Source organism: Niallia sp. 01092 (assembly GCF_052318935.1).
In the GTDB taxonomy this organism is placed as follows: domain Bacteria; phylum Bacillota; class Bacilli; order Bacillales; family Cytobacillaceae; genus Niallia.
Map to the genome: position 1 here is coordinate 49,546 of NZ_JBQRKO010000006.1, position 20,332 is coordinate 69,877.

15 protein-coding genes and 1 riboswitch are annotated in these 20,332 nt (G+C 36.9%); of the genes, 14 read left to right on the top strand and 1 reads right to left on the bottom strand.

Annotated features, from left to right (window positions below; genetic code table 11):
• Positions 1–101 precede the first annotated feature (101 nt).
• The 9 genes from ACTXGU_RS07350 (at position 102) to ACTXGU_RS07390 (ending at position 12,980) form a co-directional block, all read left to right on the top strand.
• A complete protein-coding gene (locus ACTXGU_RS07350) occupies positions 102–1,688 on the top strand; it encodes a BCCT family transporter (protein WP_443480852.1) in 1,587 nt (528 codons plus the stop codon).
• A gap of 11 nt (positions 1,689–1,699) precedes the next feature.
• Positions 1,700–3,238, top strand: a complete 1,539-nt coding sequence (locus ACTXGU_RS07355) for an HAL/PAL/TAL family ammonia-lyase (protein WP_443480853.1) — start codon at positions 1,700–1,702, stop codon at positions 3,236–3,238.
• Between the two features lie 147 nt (positions 3,239–3,385).
• Positions 3,386–4,852, top strand: a complete 1,467-nt coding sequence (locus ACTXGU_RS07360; protein ID WP_443480854.1) for a response regulator transcription factor — start codon at positions 3,386–3,388, stop codon at positions 4,850–4,852.
• Positions 4,853–5,002: 150 nt separating this feature from the next.
• On the top strand, positions 5,003–6,664 hold the full coding sequence (gene hutU, locus ACTXGU_RS07365) for a urocanate hydratase (protein ID WP_443480855.1): 1,662 nt from the start codon (positions 5,003–5,005) through the stop codon (positions 6,662–6,664).
• A 15-nt stretch (positions 6,665–6,679) separates the two neighbouring features.
• A complete protein-coding gene (gene hutI / locus ACTXGU_RS07370) occupies positions 6,680–7,960 on the top strand; it encodes an imidazolonepropionase (RefSeq protein ID WP_443480856.1) in 1,281 nt (426 codons plus the stop codon).
• A complete protein-coding gene (locus tag ACTXGU_RS07375) occupies positions 7,950–9,212 on the top strand; it encodes a Zn-dependent hydrolase (protein ID WP_443480857.1) in 1,263 nt (420 codons plus the stop codon). Before hutI ends, ACTXGU_RS07375 begins: the two co-directional genes overlap by 11 nt.
• Positions 9,213–9,225: 13 nt before the next feature.
• On the top strand, positions 9,226–10,551 hold the full coding sequence (locus tag ACTXGU_RS07380; RefSeq protein WP_443480858.1) for an amidohydrolase family protein: 1,326 nt from the start codon (positions 9,226–9,228) through the stop codon (positions 10,549–10,551).
• A 73-nt stretch (positions 10,552–10,624) separates the two neighbouring features.
• On the top strand, positions 10,625–11,287 hold the full coding sequence (locus ACTXGU_RS07385) for a HutD/Ves family protein (protein ID WP_443480859.1): 663 nt from the start codon (positions 10,625–10,627) through the stop codon (positions 11,285–11,287).
• A 322-nt stretch (positions 11,288–11,609) separates the two neighbouring features.
• A complete protein-coding gene (locus ACTXGU_RS07390; RefSeq protein ID WP_443480860.1) occupies positions 11,610–12,980 on the top strand; it encodes an FAD-dependent oxidoreductase in 1,371 nt (456 codons plus the stop codon).
• A 405-nt stretch (positions 12,981–13,385) separates the two neighbouring features.
• Here ACTXGU_RS07390 and ACTXGU_RS07395 read toward each other — a convergent pair whose 3' ends face one another.
• The gene (locus tag ACTXGU_RS07395) at positions 13,386–14,354 is read right to left on the bottom strand and encodes a bile acid:sodium symporter family protein (RefSeq protein WP_443480861.1); all 969 of its coding nucleotides are present in this window, start codon (positions 14,352–14,354) and stop codon (positions 13,386–13,388) included.
• A 244-nt stretch (positions 14,355–14,598) separates the two neighbouring features.
• Here ACTXGU_RS07395 and ACTXGU_RS07400 point away from each other — a divergent pair, with 244 nt between their 5' ends.
• The 5 genes from ACTXGU_RS07400 (at position 14,599) to aspA (ending at position 20,294) form a co-directional block, all read left to right on the top strand.
• The gene (locus ACTXGU_RS07400; RefSeq protein WP_443480862.1) at positions 14,599–15,363 is read left to right on the top strand and encodes an ABC transporter ATP-binding protein; all 765 of its coding nucleotides are present in this window, start codon (positions 14,599–14,601) and stop codon (positions 15,361–15,363) included.
• A gap of 22 nt (positions 15,364–15,385) precedes the next feature.
• Complete coding sequence (locus ACTXGU_RS07405; RefSeq protein ID WP_443480863.1) at positions 15,386–16,204, top strand: ABC transporter permease; 819 nt, start codon at positions 15,386–15,388, stop codon at positions 16,202–16,204.
• A 264-nt stretch (positions 16,205–16,468) separates the two neighbouring features.
• Complete coding sequence (locus ACTXGU_RS07410) at positions 16,469–17,494, top strand: ABC transporter substrate-binding protein (RefSeq protein WP_443480864.1); 1,026 nt, start codon at positions 16,469–16,471, stop codon at positions 17,492–17,494.
• A gap of 61 nt (positions 17,495–17,555) precedes the next feature.
• Positions 17,556–17,664: riboswitch (TPP riboswitch) on the top strand.
• 131 nt (positions 17,665–17,795) lie between these two features.
• A complete protein-coding gene (gene thiW, locus ACTXGU_RS07415; protein ID WP_443480865.1) occupies positions 17,796–18,293 on the top strand; it encodes an energy coupling factor transporter S component ThiW in 498 nt (165 codons plus the stop codon).
• A 555-nt stretch (positions 18,294–18,848) separates the two neighbouring features.
• Complete coding sequence (gene aspA, locus ACTXGU_RS07420; RefSeq protein ID WP_443480866.1) at positions 18,849–20,294, top strand: aspartate ammonia-lyase; 1,446 nt, start codon at positions 18,849–18,851, stop codon at positions 20,292–20,294.
• Positions 20,295–20,332: the final 38 nt, after the last annotated feature.

A 20,332-nucleotide genomic window follows, 5' to 3' on the forward strand; every position in this document is an offset into this window, starting at 1 on the left:
AGACTGCATTTTCCATTTGTTTCACTATGCATCTTTCAAAAAGAAATTTTAAAAGTGTGATTTTCTTTATTGTGTTAAAGCGAAAAGTGGGAGGGATATTGATGACATTAGCTACAAAGAAAGACAAAAGTATAAAAACAGTAACAGACAAAAACCAGAAAACACGCAAAGGTGTATTCTGGCCAGCTATTCTAGTTGTAGGGGGTGGGGCAGTTCTTGGAATAGTTAATAATAAGCTATTAACGGATATTTCTATGAATGGATTTGTAGGTTCATTGCGGGGGCTTGGATGGCTCTATCAAATTATATCCATTGTTGCATTAATAATTGTAGCTGTTGTAACGTTTTCAAAGTTAGGGAATATACGTTTAGGTGGAGAAAAAGCAAAAGCCAAATATTCATTTGGAACTTGGTTTGCCATGGCATTAACTGGCGGGATTGCAACAGGTGTCATCACATACGGAGTTAATGAACCAATTATTTACTTTAATAATATTTATGGGGAAATGGAAAAGACGGGAGTGGAACCTGGAACTCCTCTTGCAGCAATCTTTGCGATGGGACGCACTTTTTACAACTGGTCATTTATTCCATATGCAATGTATTCTTTAAGTGGTTTAATTGTTGCATATATGTATTTTAATCGAAAAAAATCATTGTCGGTAACAGCAACTTTAATTCCATTGTTTGGAGATAGAATTACTAAAGGGTTTTGGTCAAATGTAATCGATACTTTATCTGTGTTAGCAATTGCACTAGGATTGGCATCTTCTCTTGGAGCAGGACTGGCGTTGGTTGGATCTGGAATTGAAACAACATACGGTATTCAACAAGGACCTCTTGTGTGGCTTGCTTTAACATTCATCATCACGCTCGTTTTTACTATTTCGTCTTTAAAAGGATTGGATAAAGGGATTCGTTTTATGGCAGATGCCAATGCAAAAGTCTTTTATATTCTGCTTGCTATCCTTTTAATTATCGGACCATTCTTGTATATTGCACGCACATCTACTGCAGGTCTAGGTTACTGGCTACAAAATTTCTGGCAATGGGGTCTTGATCCAATTGATGTGGGTGGAGAAGCTTTAGTAATGTGGTGGACACTGTATGACTGGGCGATTTGGATTGCTTACGCACCGTTAATGGGTATCTTTTTAGCTGCAATTTCATATGGCCGTACGCTTCGTCAATTTATGATTGTTAACTGGATTATGCCTTCTGTATTCAGTATTATTTGGTTTAGTGTTTGGGGAGGAACGGCTTTGCACTGGCAACAGAACAAAGTGGTTGATCTAGCAAAGACAATTACAGATAGCGGAGCAGTAGCAGGATTATGGGCTTTCTTAGGGAATCTGCCTATGGGGATAATTATTATACCAATTGTAATGCTAACATTAATCCTTTCTTTTTCTACGGCTGCTGACTCAATGGTTCGGACAATTTCTATATTATGTACCTCAAATATTAATCATGATAAAGAACCTTCTACTTGGAAAAAACTAGTTTGGGCGCTTTCAATAGGGATTATTGCATTCGTTATGGTTGCTTCTGCTGGCGGAGCACAGGGCGTTGATGGGGTTAAATATCTAGCAGCTCTTGGTGGAACGGCTGTTTTGTTCATCTTTGTGCTGCAAGTTATATCCGCTATTAAAATGTTTTTTATTGATAAAATAGAAAAAGGAGAGTAGGGGGGAAAGTAGTGCTAATAAAAGAAATAAAAAAAGTGACCCTTGGTGGTTCTCTAACAATAGAGGAGTTTATAGCTGTTGCTCGTTTTGGAGCTGATATCGAATTTTCTGTTGACTACTGTAATCGGGTAAAAAAATCTCGCCAACTTGTTGAAAACTGGATAAAAGAAGACAGAGTAATATATGGAGTCAATACTGGCTTCGGTGCTCTGTCTCAGGAATTTATATCTTCAGAAGAAACAGCTCAATTACAAAAAAATATTCTCTTATCCCATGCTACTTCTGTAGGAGAACCGTTAGCAGAAGAAGACGTACGTGCCACAATGCTTATGGTTTTGCAAAATTTAGGTCAAGGATATTCAGGAGTTAGACTGGAAACTTTGGAAATGTATCGCCAATTTTTGAATCTGCGTTTAACTCCGTGGTCTCCACGTGAAGGATCAGTCGGTTATTTAAGTCCGGAAGCCCATATGGCTCTTGTGTTGATTGGTGAAGGAAAAGCATATGTAAATGGGGAGCTTATGCAGGCGAGCGAGGCTTTAGATAAAGTTGGGATAGCACCTATTGTTCTTTCAGCAAAAGAAGGTTTAGCACTTATTAGTGGAACAACAACTTCAACTGGGATTGGAGCTTTAGCATTATACGATATGTTAAAGGCAGTAACAGCAGCAGATATAATCGGTACCATGTCATTAGAAGTGTTGAAAGGAACCATTCGAGCTTTTGACGAGCGTTTGATGAGTGTCCGTCCGCATCAGGAACAAAGAGATACAGCAAAGAATATTAGAAACATGTTAGATGATTCCATGATTGCCAAGAAATATATCAATTACCGCCTGCAGGATGCTTTGTCATTACGTGCTATTCCTCAATTGCATGGAGCTGCTAAAAAAACGCTGCACGATGCCTTAAAAACATTTGAAATAGAAATTAATTCTTGTACGGATAACCCTATTTTGTGGCCGGATGAAGAAGGTATTGGAGCAATTTCGGGATGCAATTGTGATTCATCCTATGTTGGTATAGAGTTAGATTCCATGTGCATTGCAGCCACGGCAATTGGTAAAATGTCAGAGCGACGAAATAATCGTCTTATTAATGGTCAATTTTCTGAATATCCGTCTTTTCTTATTCAAAAGACAGGATTAAATTCTGGATTGATGATTCCGCAATACACGCAAGCAGGTCTTTTAAATGATATGAAGATATTATCTCATCCAGCAACAGTGGACACTATTCCTACTTCTGCCGATCAGGAAGATTATGTCGCAATGGGATATAATGCAGCCAAAAAAGCACGAGAAATAGCAAAAAAACTGGAATATGTATTAGCGATTGAACTGCTGTCTATTTATTCTGCCCATCAGTTTATAGACAATGGTTTGCTGCCAGGTTCCGCCTCTAATGCTGTTTTAGATTTCATTTCTCGTTCTGTGCCAAAAATGGAGGAAGATATATATCTTTATCCTCACATCGAAACATTAAAAGAATTCATTCATTCTGGTGAAATCATAGATTGCGTAGAAAAAGTAATTGGAAAATTACACTAGTAAGGCATTCAAGGCTAGTATTTATAAACATAATATCAATTTACCTTTTTAAAATATCCTAACTTATCGAATAAATAAGTTAGGATTTCCTTTTCTTTAATAAATTTAATGTTATGAAAGAAAATGCCATAAGAAGGAGGGAATTAAATGGAAATTCATTTGGTAGCAAATGATCAATTAGAAGCAAGTGGAATTCGATGGGTAATAGAGTCGCATTTTACAGGTATTCAATTGAAGTTGTGGGATACGATGGTATCTTTTGAAAATGGTGTCGAAAAACAGCAGCCAGACCTCGTTATCTTAGATATGGATGGATGGGAGGATGAAAGTGAAAAGTTTGACAAAATAAGAAAAAGGCTTGGCATGAGATGGATAGGAATTTCATCTGAAAGAATATTTCAAACCGCTTATCGCGCGCTTCGTTTTCGTGCAGAGGACGTTTTGTTCCGTCCCTTTTCCCCAACAGATTTAATTAAACGTATTCAACAGCTGCGTTATCAACTGAAAAATGAAAAGCTTTCCATTTTAAATTATACAGCAGGAGAAGCAGACTTGTTTGATATTGACTACCCGGATCTTTTCTTAAAAGATAGGAAGCATACAAATTCAATAGCAATGGTCGCACTTTTGACACCTTCTTCTGAGACACTTTCGTTAGTATACGACACATTACAACGGTACTCTTTTACTGGGAAGAATCGTATATTTGTTTTTTCTGATTTTATTTTATGCGTACAGGAAAGTAAAGAGGCGGATGTAATGAAAGAAGAGTACTATACTTTTCTTACCCGCTGGAAAGATTTTATAGATGAACCGCTTGCGATTGTAATTAAGATTGCAACAGGAGATGATTCCTTAAAGAATATATACGAGCAAACACGCCAATTAACAAGGAGAATTTTTTTTGAAGGGTATGACATTATTTTAGCGGAAGAAGAACTTTTCTATCGGGAAATGGATCCATTTCTTACTCCTTTAGAACAGCGTCAATGGATTGAAATGCTTGAAAAAAGAGATATAAAGACTATTCGGAGCTGGATAGAAAATGAATTTCTAACTTTTCAGCCTCCATATCCGGATCCGGAAATCATTCGTGTTCGCTTGACGAGTGTTCTGGCACAGATTCGTCGTCACATGAAATCATACAATCTTCAAAGTGCTTACTGGGAAGCAATCTATCATGAAGTTTTTCAGCAAATTGTACACAAACCTGTCATTTATCAAATTGTAAAAGAATTGCTTATATTTGCGACTCGGCTACTTCAGCAAGATCATGAACAGTTACAAGATGGACCACGCTCGCTCGTTGAAAAAGCAAGGGAGTTAATGGAGAACAATTATTGGGATGCTCAATGGAATTTAGCAGCATGCGCTGATGCGCTTCGTGTTAATAAAAGCACTCTTAGCCGCCGATTTGCAGCAGAGTCCAGCCAATCGTTTCGTAATACACTGCACCAAATACGTATTGAAGAGGCGAAAAGGCTATTACAAGAAACAGATTTGTCATTAGAAGAAATTGCACACTTAACAGGTTATTCTCATCAAACTTATTTTAATGCTAAATTTAAATTGCTAGAAAGATGTACGCCTTTAGTTTATCGGTCAAGACTGTGATAGAAAACAAAGAAAGTGAAATAGATTATAAAATAAACAAAAAGATAAATAAATAGTGAAATAATTTATAAAAAAATCATTATATTATAATCCGAATATTAAGTTATTTGTACTAAAATTACTATAACAAAATACAGGAGGTAAAGTTATATGAAGACGATATCTGAAGAGAAAGTAGTGCGTTATCGAGGAACAACTTTAAATACAAAAGGCTGGGAGCAGGAGGCTGTTCTTAGAATGTTAATGAACAACTTAGATCCAGAAGTTGCTGAGCATCCAGAAAAGCTGGTTGTGTATGGTGGAATCGGAAAAGCAGCAAGAAATTGGGAATCGTTTGATCAAATTGTGGCTTCATTAAAAGAGCTAGAAAAAAACGAAACATTACTTATTCAATCAGGAAAACCGGTAGCCATCTTTAAAACACATGAAGCAGCACCGCGTGTTCTTCTGGCGAATTCAAATATTGTTCCTGCATGGGCCAATTGGGATACTTTTCATGAGCTCGACAAAAAGGGGCTGATGATGTATGGGCAAATGACAGCTGGAAGCTGGATTTATATTGGCAGCCAAGGAATTGTACAAGGTACGTATGAAACATTTGCTGAGTGTGCAAAGCAGCATTTTAATGGCAATCTAGCAGGAACGATTACAGTAACAGCAGGATTAGGCGGAATGGGCGGCGCGCAGCCTTTAGCGGTTACGATGGCAGGCGGAGTGGTAATTGGAATTGACGTAGATAGAAGCCGCATCGAAAAGCGTATAGAAACCCGTTATTGTGATGTCCTTTCCGAATCACTTGATGAGGCTATTACTCTAGCAGAAGAAGCTAAAAAAGCAGGAAAGCCGCTTTCGATCGGATTGCTTGGCAATGCTGCTGAAGTGCTGCCTGAAATGATTAAACGAGGTTTTATTCCGGAAATTGTAACAGATCAAACTTCTGCACATGATCCATTAAACGGCTATCTTCCGATTGGATTGTCTATGGAAGAAGGCGCAACACTTCGTGTGCAAAATCCAAAAGAATATATTAAACAATCAAAATCCAGCATGGCTGTACACGTTCAGGCAATGCTGGAGATGCAAAAGCAAGGTGCGGTTGCATTTGATTACGGGAACAATATCCGACAAGTGGCCTTTGATGAAGGAGTAGAAAATGCTTTTGATTTTCCGGGATTTGTTCCAGCTTACATTCGACCTCAGTTTTGTGAAGGAAAAGGACCGTTTCGCTGGGTAGCGTTATCAGGTGATCCAGAAGATATTTATAAGACTGATGAAGTTATCTTAAGAGAGTTTGCTGATAATAAGCACCTTTGCAACTGGATTAAGATGGCAAGAGAAAAAATTGAGTTTCAAGGGCTGCCTGCACGTATTTGCTGGCTTGGGTATGGAGAAAGAGCACGTTTTGGAAAAATTATTAATGACATGGTTGCTTCTGGAGAACTTTCAGCACCAATTGTTATTGGACGCGACCACTTAGATGCAGGTTCTGTAGCTTCACCAAACCGCGAAACAGAAGCAATGAAAGATGGAAGTGATGCAATAGCGGATTGGCCTATTTTAAATGCATTAGTAAATACGGCTGCCGGTGCAAGCTGGGTTTCTGTTCATCATGGGGGCGGCGTAGGAATGGGCTATTCTCTTCATGCTGGAATGGTTGTCGTTGCTGACGGTACGGAAGAAGCAGCTGCACGACTTGAACGGGTTTTAACAACAGATCCTGGTATGGGCGTTGTTCGACATGTAGATGCTGGATACGATTTAGCTATTCAAACTGCTAAAGAAAAAAATATGAATATTCCAACTATAAAATAAAAAGGTTGAGATAATATGACTGAAATTTTATATATTAAACGATCTTCACAAGTAATTACAGTAAATGAAGGCAGTACTAGGCCCAAAAGTGGTCAGGAAATGTCTGAAATTGGTGTAATTGAAAATGGGAGTGTTGTAGTAGAAGGTGAACAAATCACCTTTGTAGGTTCAGATGCTAAAGCTGAGGAATACGTTAGTACTTTAAACGGCCCAGTAACTATTATAAATGCTGAAGGGAAAGTATTAACTCCTGGATTAATTGATCCTCATACTCATATTGTTTTTGCGGGGAGCCGTGAAAAAGAATTAGAAATGCGCCTAAAAGGTGCAAAATATATTGATATTTTAAAAGCAGGTGGCGGTATTTTACAAACTACCACTAAAACGAGAGAAGCTACTGAGGAGCAGTTAATTGAAGAATCGAAGAAGCGTTTGAATCGTTTTCTTCAATATGGAGTAACGACTATTGAAGCAAAAAGTGGATATGGATTGACAGTAGAAGATGAATTAAAACAACTAAGAGCTGCTAAAAGACTAAATGAACAGCATCCTATTGATCTTATTTCTACTTTTATGGGAGCTCATGCAGTACCAGTTGAATACAAAGAAGATCCTGATAAATTTGTGCAACTTGTGGTGGAAGAAATGCTTCCACAAGTTGCACAGGAAAAACTAGCAGAGTTTTGTGATGTGTTTTGTGAAGAAGGTGTATTTACGGTTGAACAGTCTGAATACATTCTCGAAGAAGGAAAAAAACTGGGGTTGGCGCCAAAAATCCATGCGGATGAGATTGTCCAATTTGGCGGTGCAGAACTAGCAGCAAAAGTAGGAGCTGTATCGGCCGATCATTTGTTGCAAGCTTCAGATAATGGAATTCGTCAAATGGCAGAGAAAGGTGTTATTGCTGTTCTACTTCCCGGTACTGCTTTCTTCCTAATGGCAGAACCAGCAAATGCTAGAAAAATGATTGAAGCTGGAGTTCCAGTAGCTCTTTCAACGGATCGAAACCCAGGTTCATCACCTACTGAGTCATTGCCGTTTATTATGAATTTAGCTTGTCTTACAATGAAAATGACTCCAGAAGAAGTTTTAACAGCTTGTACGATTAATGCGGCGTATGCCATTAATAAAGCAAACGAAATTGGAAGTATTGAGATTGGCAAGAAAGCAGACCTTGTTTTATTTGATGCGGTCAATTATCAAACGCTTCAGTATAATTATGCCGTTAATCTTGTTGATACAGTAGTGAAAAATGGAAAAGTGGTTGTAGAAGGTGGGGCTATTATTGACAATTAAAAATCTTTGCATCAATACTGCCCGACTGAAAAATAACATTGAAGAACTTGGACAATTTGGAAAGAATGATAAAGGTGGCCTTGATAGGACTACCTTTACTCCTTCTGAATTAGAAGCAAGAGACTGGCTAAAAAAACAACTGCATGCTTTAAAGCTAGCTGTAAGAGTAGATCAAGCGGCAAATATATGGGCAAAGCGTGTTGGAGAAGATGAAGCACTCCCTAGTATCGCATTTGGATCGCATATTGATACGGTCCCGAATGGTGGGAAATATGATGGAGCTTTAGGAGTATTAATTGCTCTTGAAATAATGAAGGTGCTGGAAGAAAATCAAATTTCAACACGTCACCCGCTAGAATTGGTTTCTTTTAGTGCGGAAGAGCCGAATCCTTTTGGTTTATCCACCTTTGGCAGCCGTGCAATCAGTGGAAAGTTAAAGCAGGAGAATATTACACATGTAACAGACTCAGAAGGAACAAAGTTAACCGATGCCTTAAGAAGCGCTGGTGGGGATCCAGAAAATTTTAATAAATCCCTACGTAAATCAACAGAGTTAAGTGCATTTTTAGAGGTGCATATTGAACAAGGAAAAAGGCTGTTAACTCGTTCAATTCCTGTTGGAATAGTAACCGCTATTACAGGGATTTACCGTGAGGAAATATCCGTATATGGAGAAGCAAACCATGCTGGCACTACTATTATGGAAGATAGAAAAGATGCTTTGCCAGCAGCCTCAGAGATTATTCTGGCATTGGAAAGCATTGGACGTAATCATCCTTCTACTGAAGTAGTTGGAACGATCGGAAAGATAGAGGTTATTCCTAACGCACCGAATATTATACCTGAAAAAGTAAACATGGTTTTAGAAATTAGAGGTAAGTTGTCATCAGAGATTTATGAAGTAGTAGAAGAATTAAACGCTCATTTTAAGAGAATACAAGAAAGTCGGCCCGTTCAGATAGAGCGGAATATTATTTTAGACCAATCTCCCGCTCCTATGGATGAAACGGTTATTAAAACGCTTCAAAAATGTGCGGAATCATTAAACTATCCTTCTTATTTGCTTGGAAGCATGGCAGGGCACGATGCTACACATATGGCGTCTTTAACGAAAAGCGGGATGTTATTTGTTCCAAGTTTAGAAGGAAAAAGTCACTGTCCGGAAGAAGAAAGCCGAATGGAAGATATTGAAAAAGTGGCGAATGTGTTATTGCAGACGATTCTTTTATTAGATCAAAAACTTGATATATAAAGGAGATATGAACATGAGTGTTTTATATATTGCTGATTCTATATACGTAAATAATCAGTTTAAAAATGATCAAGGAATCTATGTAATGAATGGAATAATTAAAGAAATAGGGCCCAAAAACAAATTGCTGGAAAAGTATAGAGGAGTTCAAATCGTTGATTGGAAAGGAAAAGCAATTTTACCTGGAACGATTAATGCCCATAATCATTCCTTTCAAAGCCTATTGAGAGGGATTGCAGTTGACCGTCCATTTCTAGAGTGGCGTGACCAGGCACTTTATCGCTATACACCATTTTTAGATGAAGAAGCAATCTACACTGGAGCGTTATTTGCGTTTGGAGAAATGCTAAAATATGGCGTAACAACAGTAAGTGACTTCTTTTATGTGCATAATGGCGGAACGGCTACAGATGAAGCTGTTATTCAAGCTGCCAAGGATTTGGGAATTCGTCTCGTTTTTGCGCGTACAATGTATGACTGGGATGGTGCTCCTAAAAGTTATCGTGAAACGGTTAGTGAGGCAGTAGATAGAACTAGGCAATTAGCGATTAAATATCAGGGAGATCCGATGGTATCTATACAGCCAGCACCGCATAGTCCGCATGCAGCATCTCCTGAAATGATTAAAGCTGGCCATCGTTTGGCAAAAGAATTAGGTACGCCATTTCATATTCATGTTGCAGAAGAAACATTTGAAGTAGATGAAACTCTTGAAAAGTATGGGTTAAGACCTGTTCATTATTTAGATTCACTAGGAGTTGTTGATGAAAGCATGATTGCCATCCATCTTGTTTGGCTGGATGATAGCGAAATCGAATTATTGGGACGAAAAAAAGCTGCTTTAGCCTATTGTCCTTCGAGTAATATGTTTTTATCAGACGGTGTGACTCGTATTCCTGATTTACTTCAAGCAGGCGTACGCATCTCATTAGGATCCGATGGAGCTTGCAGTAATAATCGTATTAGTATTTTTGAAGAAATGAGAATGTGTTCTCTTCTTCAAAAGGTAACTCGATTAGATGGAACATGTATAAATGCCAAGCAGGTGTATGATATGGGTACGAAAGTAGGAGCTGAGCTACTGAACCTTCCTACAGGAGAAATTCGTGAAGGATTGAAAGCTGATTTTGTCACTTTAGATATAAATGATCTTTCTCTTTCGCCTAAGTCAGAATTATTTGCGAATGTGGTTTATTCCCTTCAGCCAAATGCCATTATTGACGTAATTGTAGATGGGAAGCTGATCGTAGAAAACCGAAAAATCACAACTGTTTCTGAACAAAGCATCGTCAATCGAGTGGATAGCTTAATGGAAAAGTGGAAGAGCGTAACAAAATGAGTCTTTCTTTCGGTATGAGTGTCGTGATAAAGCAATAGCTTCAAAAATCTTCAAGGAAATTCAACAAATTTCTTTGAAAATAGGAGAAGATTTTGCTGCTATTAATAAAGGGGCGAGGATAATATCTTACTCAGTAAGAACCATTAAAAAAGAAGATCAAACTATAAATTTATGGACAGGCGGAACAACAACAGAGCTAGCTATTTTTCCTGAAAATACAGATTATTACAAACAAAATTTCTTATGGCGACTAAGTGTTGCAACAATTGATGAAGAAGAGTCTTTGTTTACTTCCTTACCCGGTGTCCAGAGAATCACCATGATAATAAATGGTGAAATGCACTTGGAACATGCTGGACATTATCGGAAATTTTTAAAACCATTTGATCAAGATACTTATAAAGGAGAATGGACTACCCGGAGCAAAGGAAAAGTAAAGGATTTTAATATAATGTTAAGAAATAATTATCAGGCGGAAATGGAAACGATAAATCTTGAAGCTGGTACACAAAGAGTTTTTAATCTTAAAAATAAATCTTCCTTTGATAAAGTAACAGACTTTGTTTATTGTATACAAAGCAAAGTTAGAATAAGAATTTCTGAAGAAAAACCATTGGTGTTGCAAGAAGGAGATTTATTGCTAATAAACAGAAATGTAAAAGAAGAATGGAATATTGACTTATATAACCAGGGCAATGAAAAACTAACATTAATTAAAGGCGAGATATTTATTTAGTAGTAAAATATTTAATTCCATGACCATTATATGAAAATTTCTATTTTATAAACATGAAACCCTTACTTGTTCGGTAAGGGTTTTTAAGTGTTCACGGTGTTTATTTAGAATGAATAAGGACACTGTATAAGGGAATATTAAAAAAAGAAAAATTTATTGTGAAAATCATCACAAAAAGATTGTATAAAATAAAATAATATGTATAATTAAATTATGAACATTTTGTGAATGGAATCACAATATATGTGATTGTTTTCACTATATAAGTGAATATTTTCACAATCGCTTAATGTTTAAATTCATTACAAAAGGAGCTTTTTAAATGAAAGTAATTGTAATTGGATGTACTCATGCAGGAACAGCAGCAGTTAAGACATTAGCAAAATTAAACCAGAATATAGAGATTACTGTATATGAGAAAAATAATAATGTATCTTTTTTATCATGTGGCATTGCATTGTATGTTGGAGGAGTAGCAAAAGATGTCAGCCAATTGTTTTACTCTTCTCCGGATGAATTAACATCTCTTGGTGCTCAAATGTTTATGGAGCATGAGGTATTAGAGGTAGATACGGATAAAAAACAAGTTGTCGTAAAGGATTTAAAAACAGGCGAACAAAAAGTGGATAGCTATGATAAATTAGTGATGACAACAGGCTCTTGGCCAATAATTCCTCCGATTGAAGGAATTAAATTAGATAATATTTTATTATCCAAAAATTACAACCAGGCAAATGAGATAATCGAAAAAGCAAAAGACATCCAAAAAATAACCGTTATTGGCGCCGGATATATTGGAGTTGAGCTTGTAGAAGCGTTTAAGCTAAACGGAAAAGAAGTGACATTAATAGACGGAGTAGATCGAATATTAAACAAGTATTTAGATAAAGAATTTACCGATATAGTTGAGGAAGAATTCAGCAATCAAAATATTCAATTAGCGCTTAACCAAACGGTAACAAAATTTGAAGGAAATGAACAAGGCAAAGTAACAAAAGTAGTGACAACAAAGGGAGAGTATGAAACGGATCTTGTTATATTATGTGTTGGTTTCCGTCCAAACACAGGATTATTAGCAGGCAAGGTGGATTTGCTTCCAAACGGTGCAATCAAAATCAATGAGTATATGCAATCAAGCAATCCAGATATATATGCAGCAGGAGACAGCTGTGCGGTGAATTATAATCCAACAGGAGAAAAAGTGTATATTCCACTGGCAACAAATGCTGTAAGAATGGGAACGCTTGTCGGCTATAACATTGCTGGGAAGCCGTTAAAATATTTAGGTACGCAAGGTACGTCTGGACTGCATATTTTTGGATGGAGCATGGCTTCAACTGGATTAACGGAAATTACGGCAAAATCGAATAATATTCCTTATGAAATGGTGGAAGTAGTAGAAAATAATCGCCCAGAATTTATGCCAACCTTTGAGGAAATACGTTTAAAAGTATTGTACCATCAAGAAACAAGACATATAATCGGAGCGCAAATTATATCAAAAGCCGATATGACGCAAATGATGAACACATTATCTGTTTGTATACAAACAAAAATGACCATTGATGAGCTAGGCTTTACTGATTTCTTCTTCCAGCCACATTTTAATAAACCGTGGAACACATTAAATCAAGCTGGTCTATTAGCGGTAGCAGAAAGGGAAGAAGCAGAACAAAAAGCGGTGCATATATAAGAAAGGGCGGTTAGATAAACATTTGTTATAAGCTAAACAACTGTTTATTCCAATAAAAAGGGAACTCCTATATATTAGGAAGTCCCTTTTGTATTTTTTATAGGAATCTTAAAGACACAATCGAAAAAAAAGAGAAGATTTGTCTAATAGAAGGCATCTCAAGGACAAAATCAAGGGAAAAAGAGAAGATTTGTCTAATAGAAGGTGTCTCAAAGACAAAATCAAGGAAAATAAACCAAGTTTTGTCCTAGTACCATAATTGAATATTTTACAAGTTAGATAACGGTCCAGCTTCAATGCCTATCCTAAAGAAAAAAATAATCTCTTGTCTCCAAAAGTAAAGAGCACACTTCTGGGCCAAGAGATCATTTTTCTTCAGTGCTAACAATCGTGCCTACGCCTTTCTTACTGTTTCACCGCTGTTTTTATCGAAGCCGGCTTCGAATAGACCATTTTGATCAGATGTCCATAAAAAGCAGCAAGTATTTGTTGGAACAACATGCCGATGACAACTGGTACTGCTACTTGAGGCGGGAAAAAGCTAACCGCCAAAACAGCTCCTGCGCTAATATTCCTCATTCCGCCAGTATAGATCATCCCAATCACTTCATCTTTATTTCTTTTCGTTAATACGCCAAGAATCCATGCGAAAAAGTAGCCAGATAAAGCGATAAAAAAGATAGTTAGTGCAATTTGAATAAACTTTTTATCAATATGGCGTAAATAGGGAGCAACAACAGAGCTATTAATGCCAACAACTGCTGCTAAACCTAGCTTTGAAAAAGGGGCTAACGTTTTATTCCATTTCTCTGCAACAGACTTGGAATAAAACTGGTTAATGGCCATGCCAGCAATAGAAGGAAGGACAATCATTCCTAATAACCCCTTCATCATTCCCCATACTTCTAGATGAACCGTTTCTCCAACGAATAAAGACATGCTAAAAGGAACAAGAAAAGGAGAAAGCAACGTATCTAAAAGGATAATGGCTAATGTAAGCGGCACGTTTCCTTTATACATCGAAACCCAAATAACACTCGTGATGCCAGTTGGAATAACAACGGCTAATGTTAAACCCGTGATCGTTAATGGGTCATTTTGAAAAAATAAATGTCCAATCGCAAATGCCCATATCGGGGTGATTAGGTGAAGAACAGCTAAAGTTAAAATTAATGATAATGGATGTGTTATTGTATGCTTCACTGATTTGAAGTTAGATGTAAGACTTCCAGTGAAGGTCATTGCAGCAAAAATCCATGGAACTAAAAAGGAAAAATGGTGCAGAAAACTAGATAGAATGACTCCGATAATAACACTTGTAGGAGTTAGAAGCGGCATCCATTTTCCGAGAAATGCATTTAAACTTTGTAACATTTACAGGACTCCAATCGAGATTACTATTCTTCTAAGAATAAATTAGTGTAATTTGTTTCATTATAGCAAAAGAGATCGTACTGTAACGGGAATTTTCGAAATTTTTGTAACTTTTGTTACTGTAACATAATCATTCTTCCTAATACCTAATGTATGTACCATTTTCCACTTAGAATACTTGCAAAACGAAAACATATACATAAAAAAAGTGGTTCTTTTCAAAAGCTCCGATTGGAGGACAGCTATGGTTAAGTTAGAAGTGAGAAATAACAGTAAAGTGTTTAAAAAAGCAGGCAAAGAATTTTATGCTTTACAAGATACAAGCTTAAATATTTCAGAGGGAGCGTTTGTTAGTATTATTGGTCCCAGCGGCTGTGGGAAATCTACCTTATTTAATATTATTGCAGGTCTTATTAAACCAACAACAGGAAGCGTGCTGTTAGATGGAAAAGATATTGTCGGGAAAAATGGTTATGTAGGATACATGCTTCAAAAAGATTTATTGCTGCCATGGAGAACGATTCTTCATAACGTCATTTTAGGTCTTGAAGTAAAAGGAATTTCGAAAAAAGAGGCAAAAGCAAGAGCAATGCCGCTTCTCAAAAATTACGGATTAGGAGGATTTGAACATCATTATCCGGATGAATTATCAGGGGGCATGAGACAAAGAGCAGCCCTTTTGCGTACACTTTTATATGATCAAGATATTATTTTATTAGATGAACCGTTTGGAGCGTTAGATGCGCAAACAAGGTTAAAGATGCAGCAATGGCTTCTGCAAATATGGGCAGATTTTAAAAAAACGGTCCTTTTTATTACCCATGATATTGACGAAGCCCTTTTTTTATCAGATGAAATATATGTACTGACACCGAGGCCAGGAAGGATAAAAGAGAAGATAACCATTTCATTAGAAAGGCCAAGAAATGAGAACACCTTATTAACTACAGACTTTATGGAGCTTAAGAAATATATTTTAAAATTGTTGGAAAACAACGAAAACGAATAAAAAAAGGAAAGGAGAAAAACCAGTGACAACAAAACAAACAAATACCTTTCCATATATTGAAGATGAAGAAGCAGAGGCTAAAAAAAGGAAACGTATTACTTTTTACGGTCAGTGGGCAATTGGTATTTTATTTGTTGTTTTATGGGAGCTGCTGACAAAATGGCAAATCATTGATGCTTATTATTGGAGTAGTCCTACAACTATATGGAAAACAGCATTGGTTGCTTTTTCGGAGGGAACGTTGCTTGATGATCTTCTATATACCTCGGCTGCTACCATTTTAGGTTTTATATTAGGCACATTTTTTGGAGCATTGATAGGGTTGTCTTTTTGGTGGTCGTATTATTATTCGAGAATTTCTGAACCATATTTAATTGCCTTTAATGCGGTTCCAAAGCTTGCTTTAGCACCAGTCCTTGTTATTCTGTTTGGAATTGGCTTTAGTTCGAAGGTTGTATTGGCATTTATGATGACGGTTATTGTTACGGCATTAGCTGCATATAGTGGAGTAAAAAGCGTAGATACAGATTTAGAAAAGCTTCTCTACTCTTTAGGAGCAAAAAAAAGGCATGTTTTTACAAAAGTAGTGATTCCAACAAGTATGCCGTGGATTATTAGCAGCTTAAAAATAAATATTGCTTTAGCATTAGCAGGCACGATTGTAGGCGAGTTCATCAGCTCCAGACAAGGTATCGGAAGAATGATTTTATATGCCGGACAAATCTTGAATATTAACCTTGTTTGGGTAGGCGTTGTCGTTTTGTCCATTCTTTCTATCGTTATGTATCTTGCAACCGTTTGGATTGAAAAGGTATTGCTAAAAGGAAGACATGGAAATTAACAACAGGTAGTAAAAAGAAAGGAATGCAATACCATTTTACAAAAAAATGAATATCTCTGTCGTTGCAAAACACGAAATACTCTCTATAAAACAACCACCCACCTCTTACTATTCCCACTTCTTAATAGACATAAATATACCTTTCTTTTTTATTTTATGGCTATGTTAAAGCTCATTGTTGATTTTGGCACTATGTTGATTGGAGCGGAAATCAACAGGCAAGTTTAACAGAGCCTATTATATATATAAAAAGGGGGATTTACGTTGAAAAAATGCAAGCTGTTGTTTATTGCTTGTCTAGGTTTTATGCTTTTACTTGCAGGGTGTACAAATGACAAGAAGGAGCCCGCTGATGGAAAGAGCAAGGGATTAAAAAAGATTGTGATAGCCGAACCTGTGCACTTAATTGGTTATTTGCCATTATATGTAGCAATAGAGGAAGGATATTTTAAAGAGGAGGGGCTAGATGTAGAAGTGATTACGGCAACAGGAGGAGCGCACGTGACATCCGTTGTCAGCGGAGATGCGTGGGGAAACATAGGAGGACCTGAATCGAATCAGATGGCCAATACAGGAAGTTCAGATCCGATTGTATCTGTTGTGAACGTGGTAAATCGGGCAAACGTATACTTAATGGGGAATAGCGATGAAAAAATAGACAGTACAAATAAAGAAGCATTAGCAGACTACTTAAAAGGAAAAACAATCGCAGCAGGCCGTTTTGGCGGCAGCCCAAATTTATTAACAAGATGGCTGTTAATGGATTTAGGATTAGATCCAGAGAAAGATGTTTCGTTGGAAGAGCCGGCTGATGCTGGTGCGGTCGTTTCGTTAGTAGATTCAGGCAAAGCAGATATTGCAAACGGTGCAGAGCCGCAAATAACTGAGGGCATCAAAAAAGGGGTATGGCAAGAGCCGTTTTATAGTTTCGCTAGCTTAGGAGATTATCCATATTCCGTATTAAGTGTAAAACAATCTACGATAGATAAAAATCCGAAAACAGTGGAAAGCTTTGTAAAGGCTGTTTTAAAAGGATTAAAAGCAGTCAATGAGAATCCAGATTTAGCAATGAAAGTATTAAAAGCGGAATTTCCTTCGACTCCAGTAGAAAGTTTACAGGCATCACTGGACCGGGCATATGCAGACAGCTTATGGAGTAAAGATGGATTTATTTCAAAAGAGTCTCTTGCAAAACCAATGGAAGTGGTAGAAAAAACAGGAGTGTATACAAAGGGGTATGACTACGATAAATTAATCGATATGCAGTTTGTTGAAAAATTATCAAAATGATCATCCTAAATACACTTTTCGGTTCATAGAAAATAGGTTAAGATTAAAAAATAAGCAAAGTATTGACTACTAGGGGTGCCAGTGGCTGGCTGAGAAAAAAACAAACCGTTTTTTAACCCTAATAACCTGATCTGGATGATGCCAGCGTAGGGAAGTAGTGGATGATTCTCTATTTCTTGTTGACTAAAAGTCAGGTCTTTTTGGACCTGGCTTTTTTTGATGGTTACAGTCAATATCCAAAAAAGTGTGTTTCTTTTCGACCGCTTTTCGCTTAAATAATTGTAAGTGAGGAATAAATAGGATGAAAAAAGTAAATCAGCTAGTATTAATGGCTTTATTTACAGCAATTGGTACATTCGGTTCAACTGTTCTTTGGTTTCCAGCAGGAATTGCTAAAGCATACCCAGTCCAGCACGCATTAAATGTCATAGCAGCTGTACTGTTAGGGCCTATCCCTGCAGTTATTATTGCTTTTATGACATCTTTATTAAGAAATCTTATGGGGACAGGGTCGCTGTTGGCTTTTCCAGGAAGTATGATTGGTGCATTACTTGCCGGGTATTTGTATCACAAAACGGCAAAAACGTATTTCGCTTCGTTAGGAGAATTTATTGGCACAGGAGTTATTGCATCTTTAGTGGCAGTACCTTATGCAAGTATTTTGATGGGAACAAAAACAGGCGCCTTTTTCTTCTTGCCTTCTTTTGCTGTCAGCAGTTTAGCAGGCTCTATTATTGGTTTGTTATTAGTGAATCGATTAGTAAAAATGAAAAATATTACATTAATAAAGCAAGGTTAAGAAATGAAGGACTTTCCTAAAGTCGGATAACCGAATTTTGGGGAAAGCCCTTTTTTTATTAAAAACGAACTAAAGGAGTCTTTGTATAATATATTAGTATACTATTAACGTTTATGACTGACTTAAATATCTTTTGTTGAGGCAATAGATAACATAATAGTTAAATAGTTTTTCCTCTTTTTTCAAGAATAATACATCTTTTCACCTATTTTTGTATGATGAAATGGGGAAGGATGTAAGTGAAAATGAATCTAAAGTAGTGTGTTCAGCAAATCTAATTTTGAAATATTTCGTAAATAAATATAGTCTTTTGATTTTTTTTGTAGATTTTACTCTAGATATTTCTTTATCCATTTTTTCGATATTATTTAACAAAAAAACAGTAGAAATAATAATTTGAAAAGTATTGTCATGAATTTAGAATGGGGATTATAATGACACGTAACGTTAGAAAAAGTCACATGATTAGTTTTATGACGAGAGTTTATTTATGGGTGATAATTGTTGATTACGTTAGCCCTTCATAAAATAGGAGATAATAAAGGTGGAATGGAAATGTCAAATCATAAAGAAAGAGTGGAAGAAGATTTCTTAGGAACGAAAGAACTTCCTATAGATGCATATTATGGTATACAAACGTTGCGTGCGGTGGAAAATTTCCCAATTACGGGATATCGTATTCATGAAGAATTAATTAAAGCTTTAGCGATAGTGAAAAAAGCAGCAGCTTTAGCAAATATGGACGTAAAACGTTTAGATAATAGATTAGGGCATGCAATTGTACAAGCATCAGATGAAATTATAGAAGGTAAATGGCATGATCAGTTTATTGTAGATCCTATTCAAGGCGGGGCTGGCACATCCATGAATATGAATGCAAATGAAGTGATTGCCAATCGTGCGCTTGAATTGCTGGGCTATGGCAAGGGAGAGTATATTCATCTAAGTCCTAATAACCATGTTAATATGTCTCAATCCACAAATGATGCATTTCCAACGGCCATTCATATTGCAACGCTTAATCTCTTAAAAAGCTTGCTACAAACAATGACCTACATGCGTAGTGTCTTCCAAAAAAAGGCGCAGCAATTTGATCATATTATAAAAATGGGGCGTACGCATTTGCAAGATGCCGTTCCAATCCGCCTTGGGCAAGAATTTGAGGCATACAGCAGGGTGTTGGAACGTGATATAAAACGCATTCAACAATCGCATCAACATTTATATGAAGTAAATATGGGGGCAACAGCTGTTGGAACGGGCTTGAATGCGGATCCACGTTATATAGAGAATGTTGTGAAATACTTGGCGAAAATTAGTGGTTTTCCATTAATAAAAGCAGAGCACCTTGTTGATGCAACTCAAAATACAGATGCATATACAGAAGTATCAGCTTCATTAAAAGTATGTATGATGAATATGTCAAAGATTTGTGATGATTTACGTTTAATGGCATCTGGTCCTCGTGCAGGATTAGCGGAAATTACATTGCCGGCACGGCAGCCGGGTTCTTCGATTATGCCGGGAAAAGTTAATCCGGTTATGGCAGAAGTTATCAATCAAATCGCGTTCCAGGTTATTGGAAACGACAATACTATCTGTCTAGCATCAAAAGCAGGCCAGTTTGAATTAAATGTAATGGAACCGGTCCTTGTTTTTAATTTGATTCAATCTATTAGTATAATGAACAACGGATTTCGAGCATTTACAGAGAATTGCTTGATTGGTATTGAAGCAAATGAACATCGCTTGAAAGAGTATGTGGAAAAAAGCGTAGGAACGATCACAGCTATAAATCCTCATGTTGGTTATGAAATCGCAGCGAAAATTGCTAGAGAAGCCATCTTAAAAGGAAAGTCTGTCCGAGAGCTTTGCCTGCAGCATGGGTTGCTAACGGAAGAAGAGTTGAATTTAATTTTGAATCCTTATGAGATGACCCATCCTGGAATTGCAGGCGGGAGTCTTTTGGAAGGAAGTAAGAAAAAAAGCATTCAAAAATGAAAAAATGCCAAACAGGAGACCTATTGAAGGTATCCTGT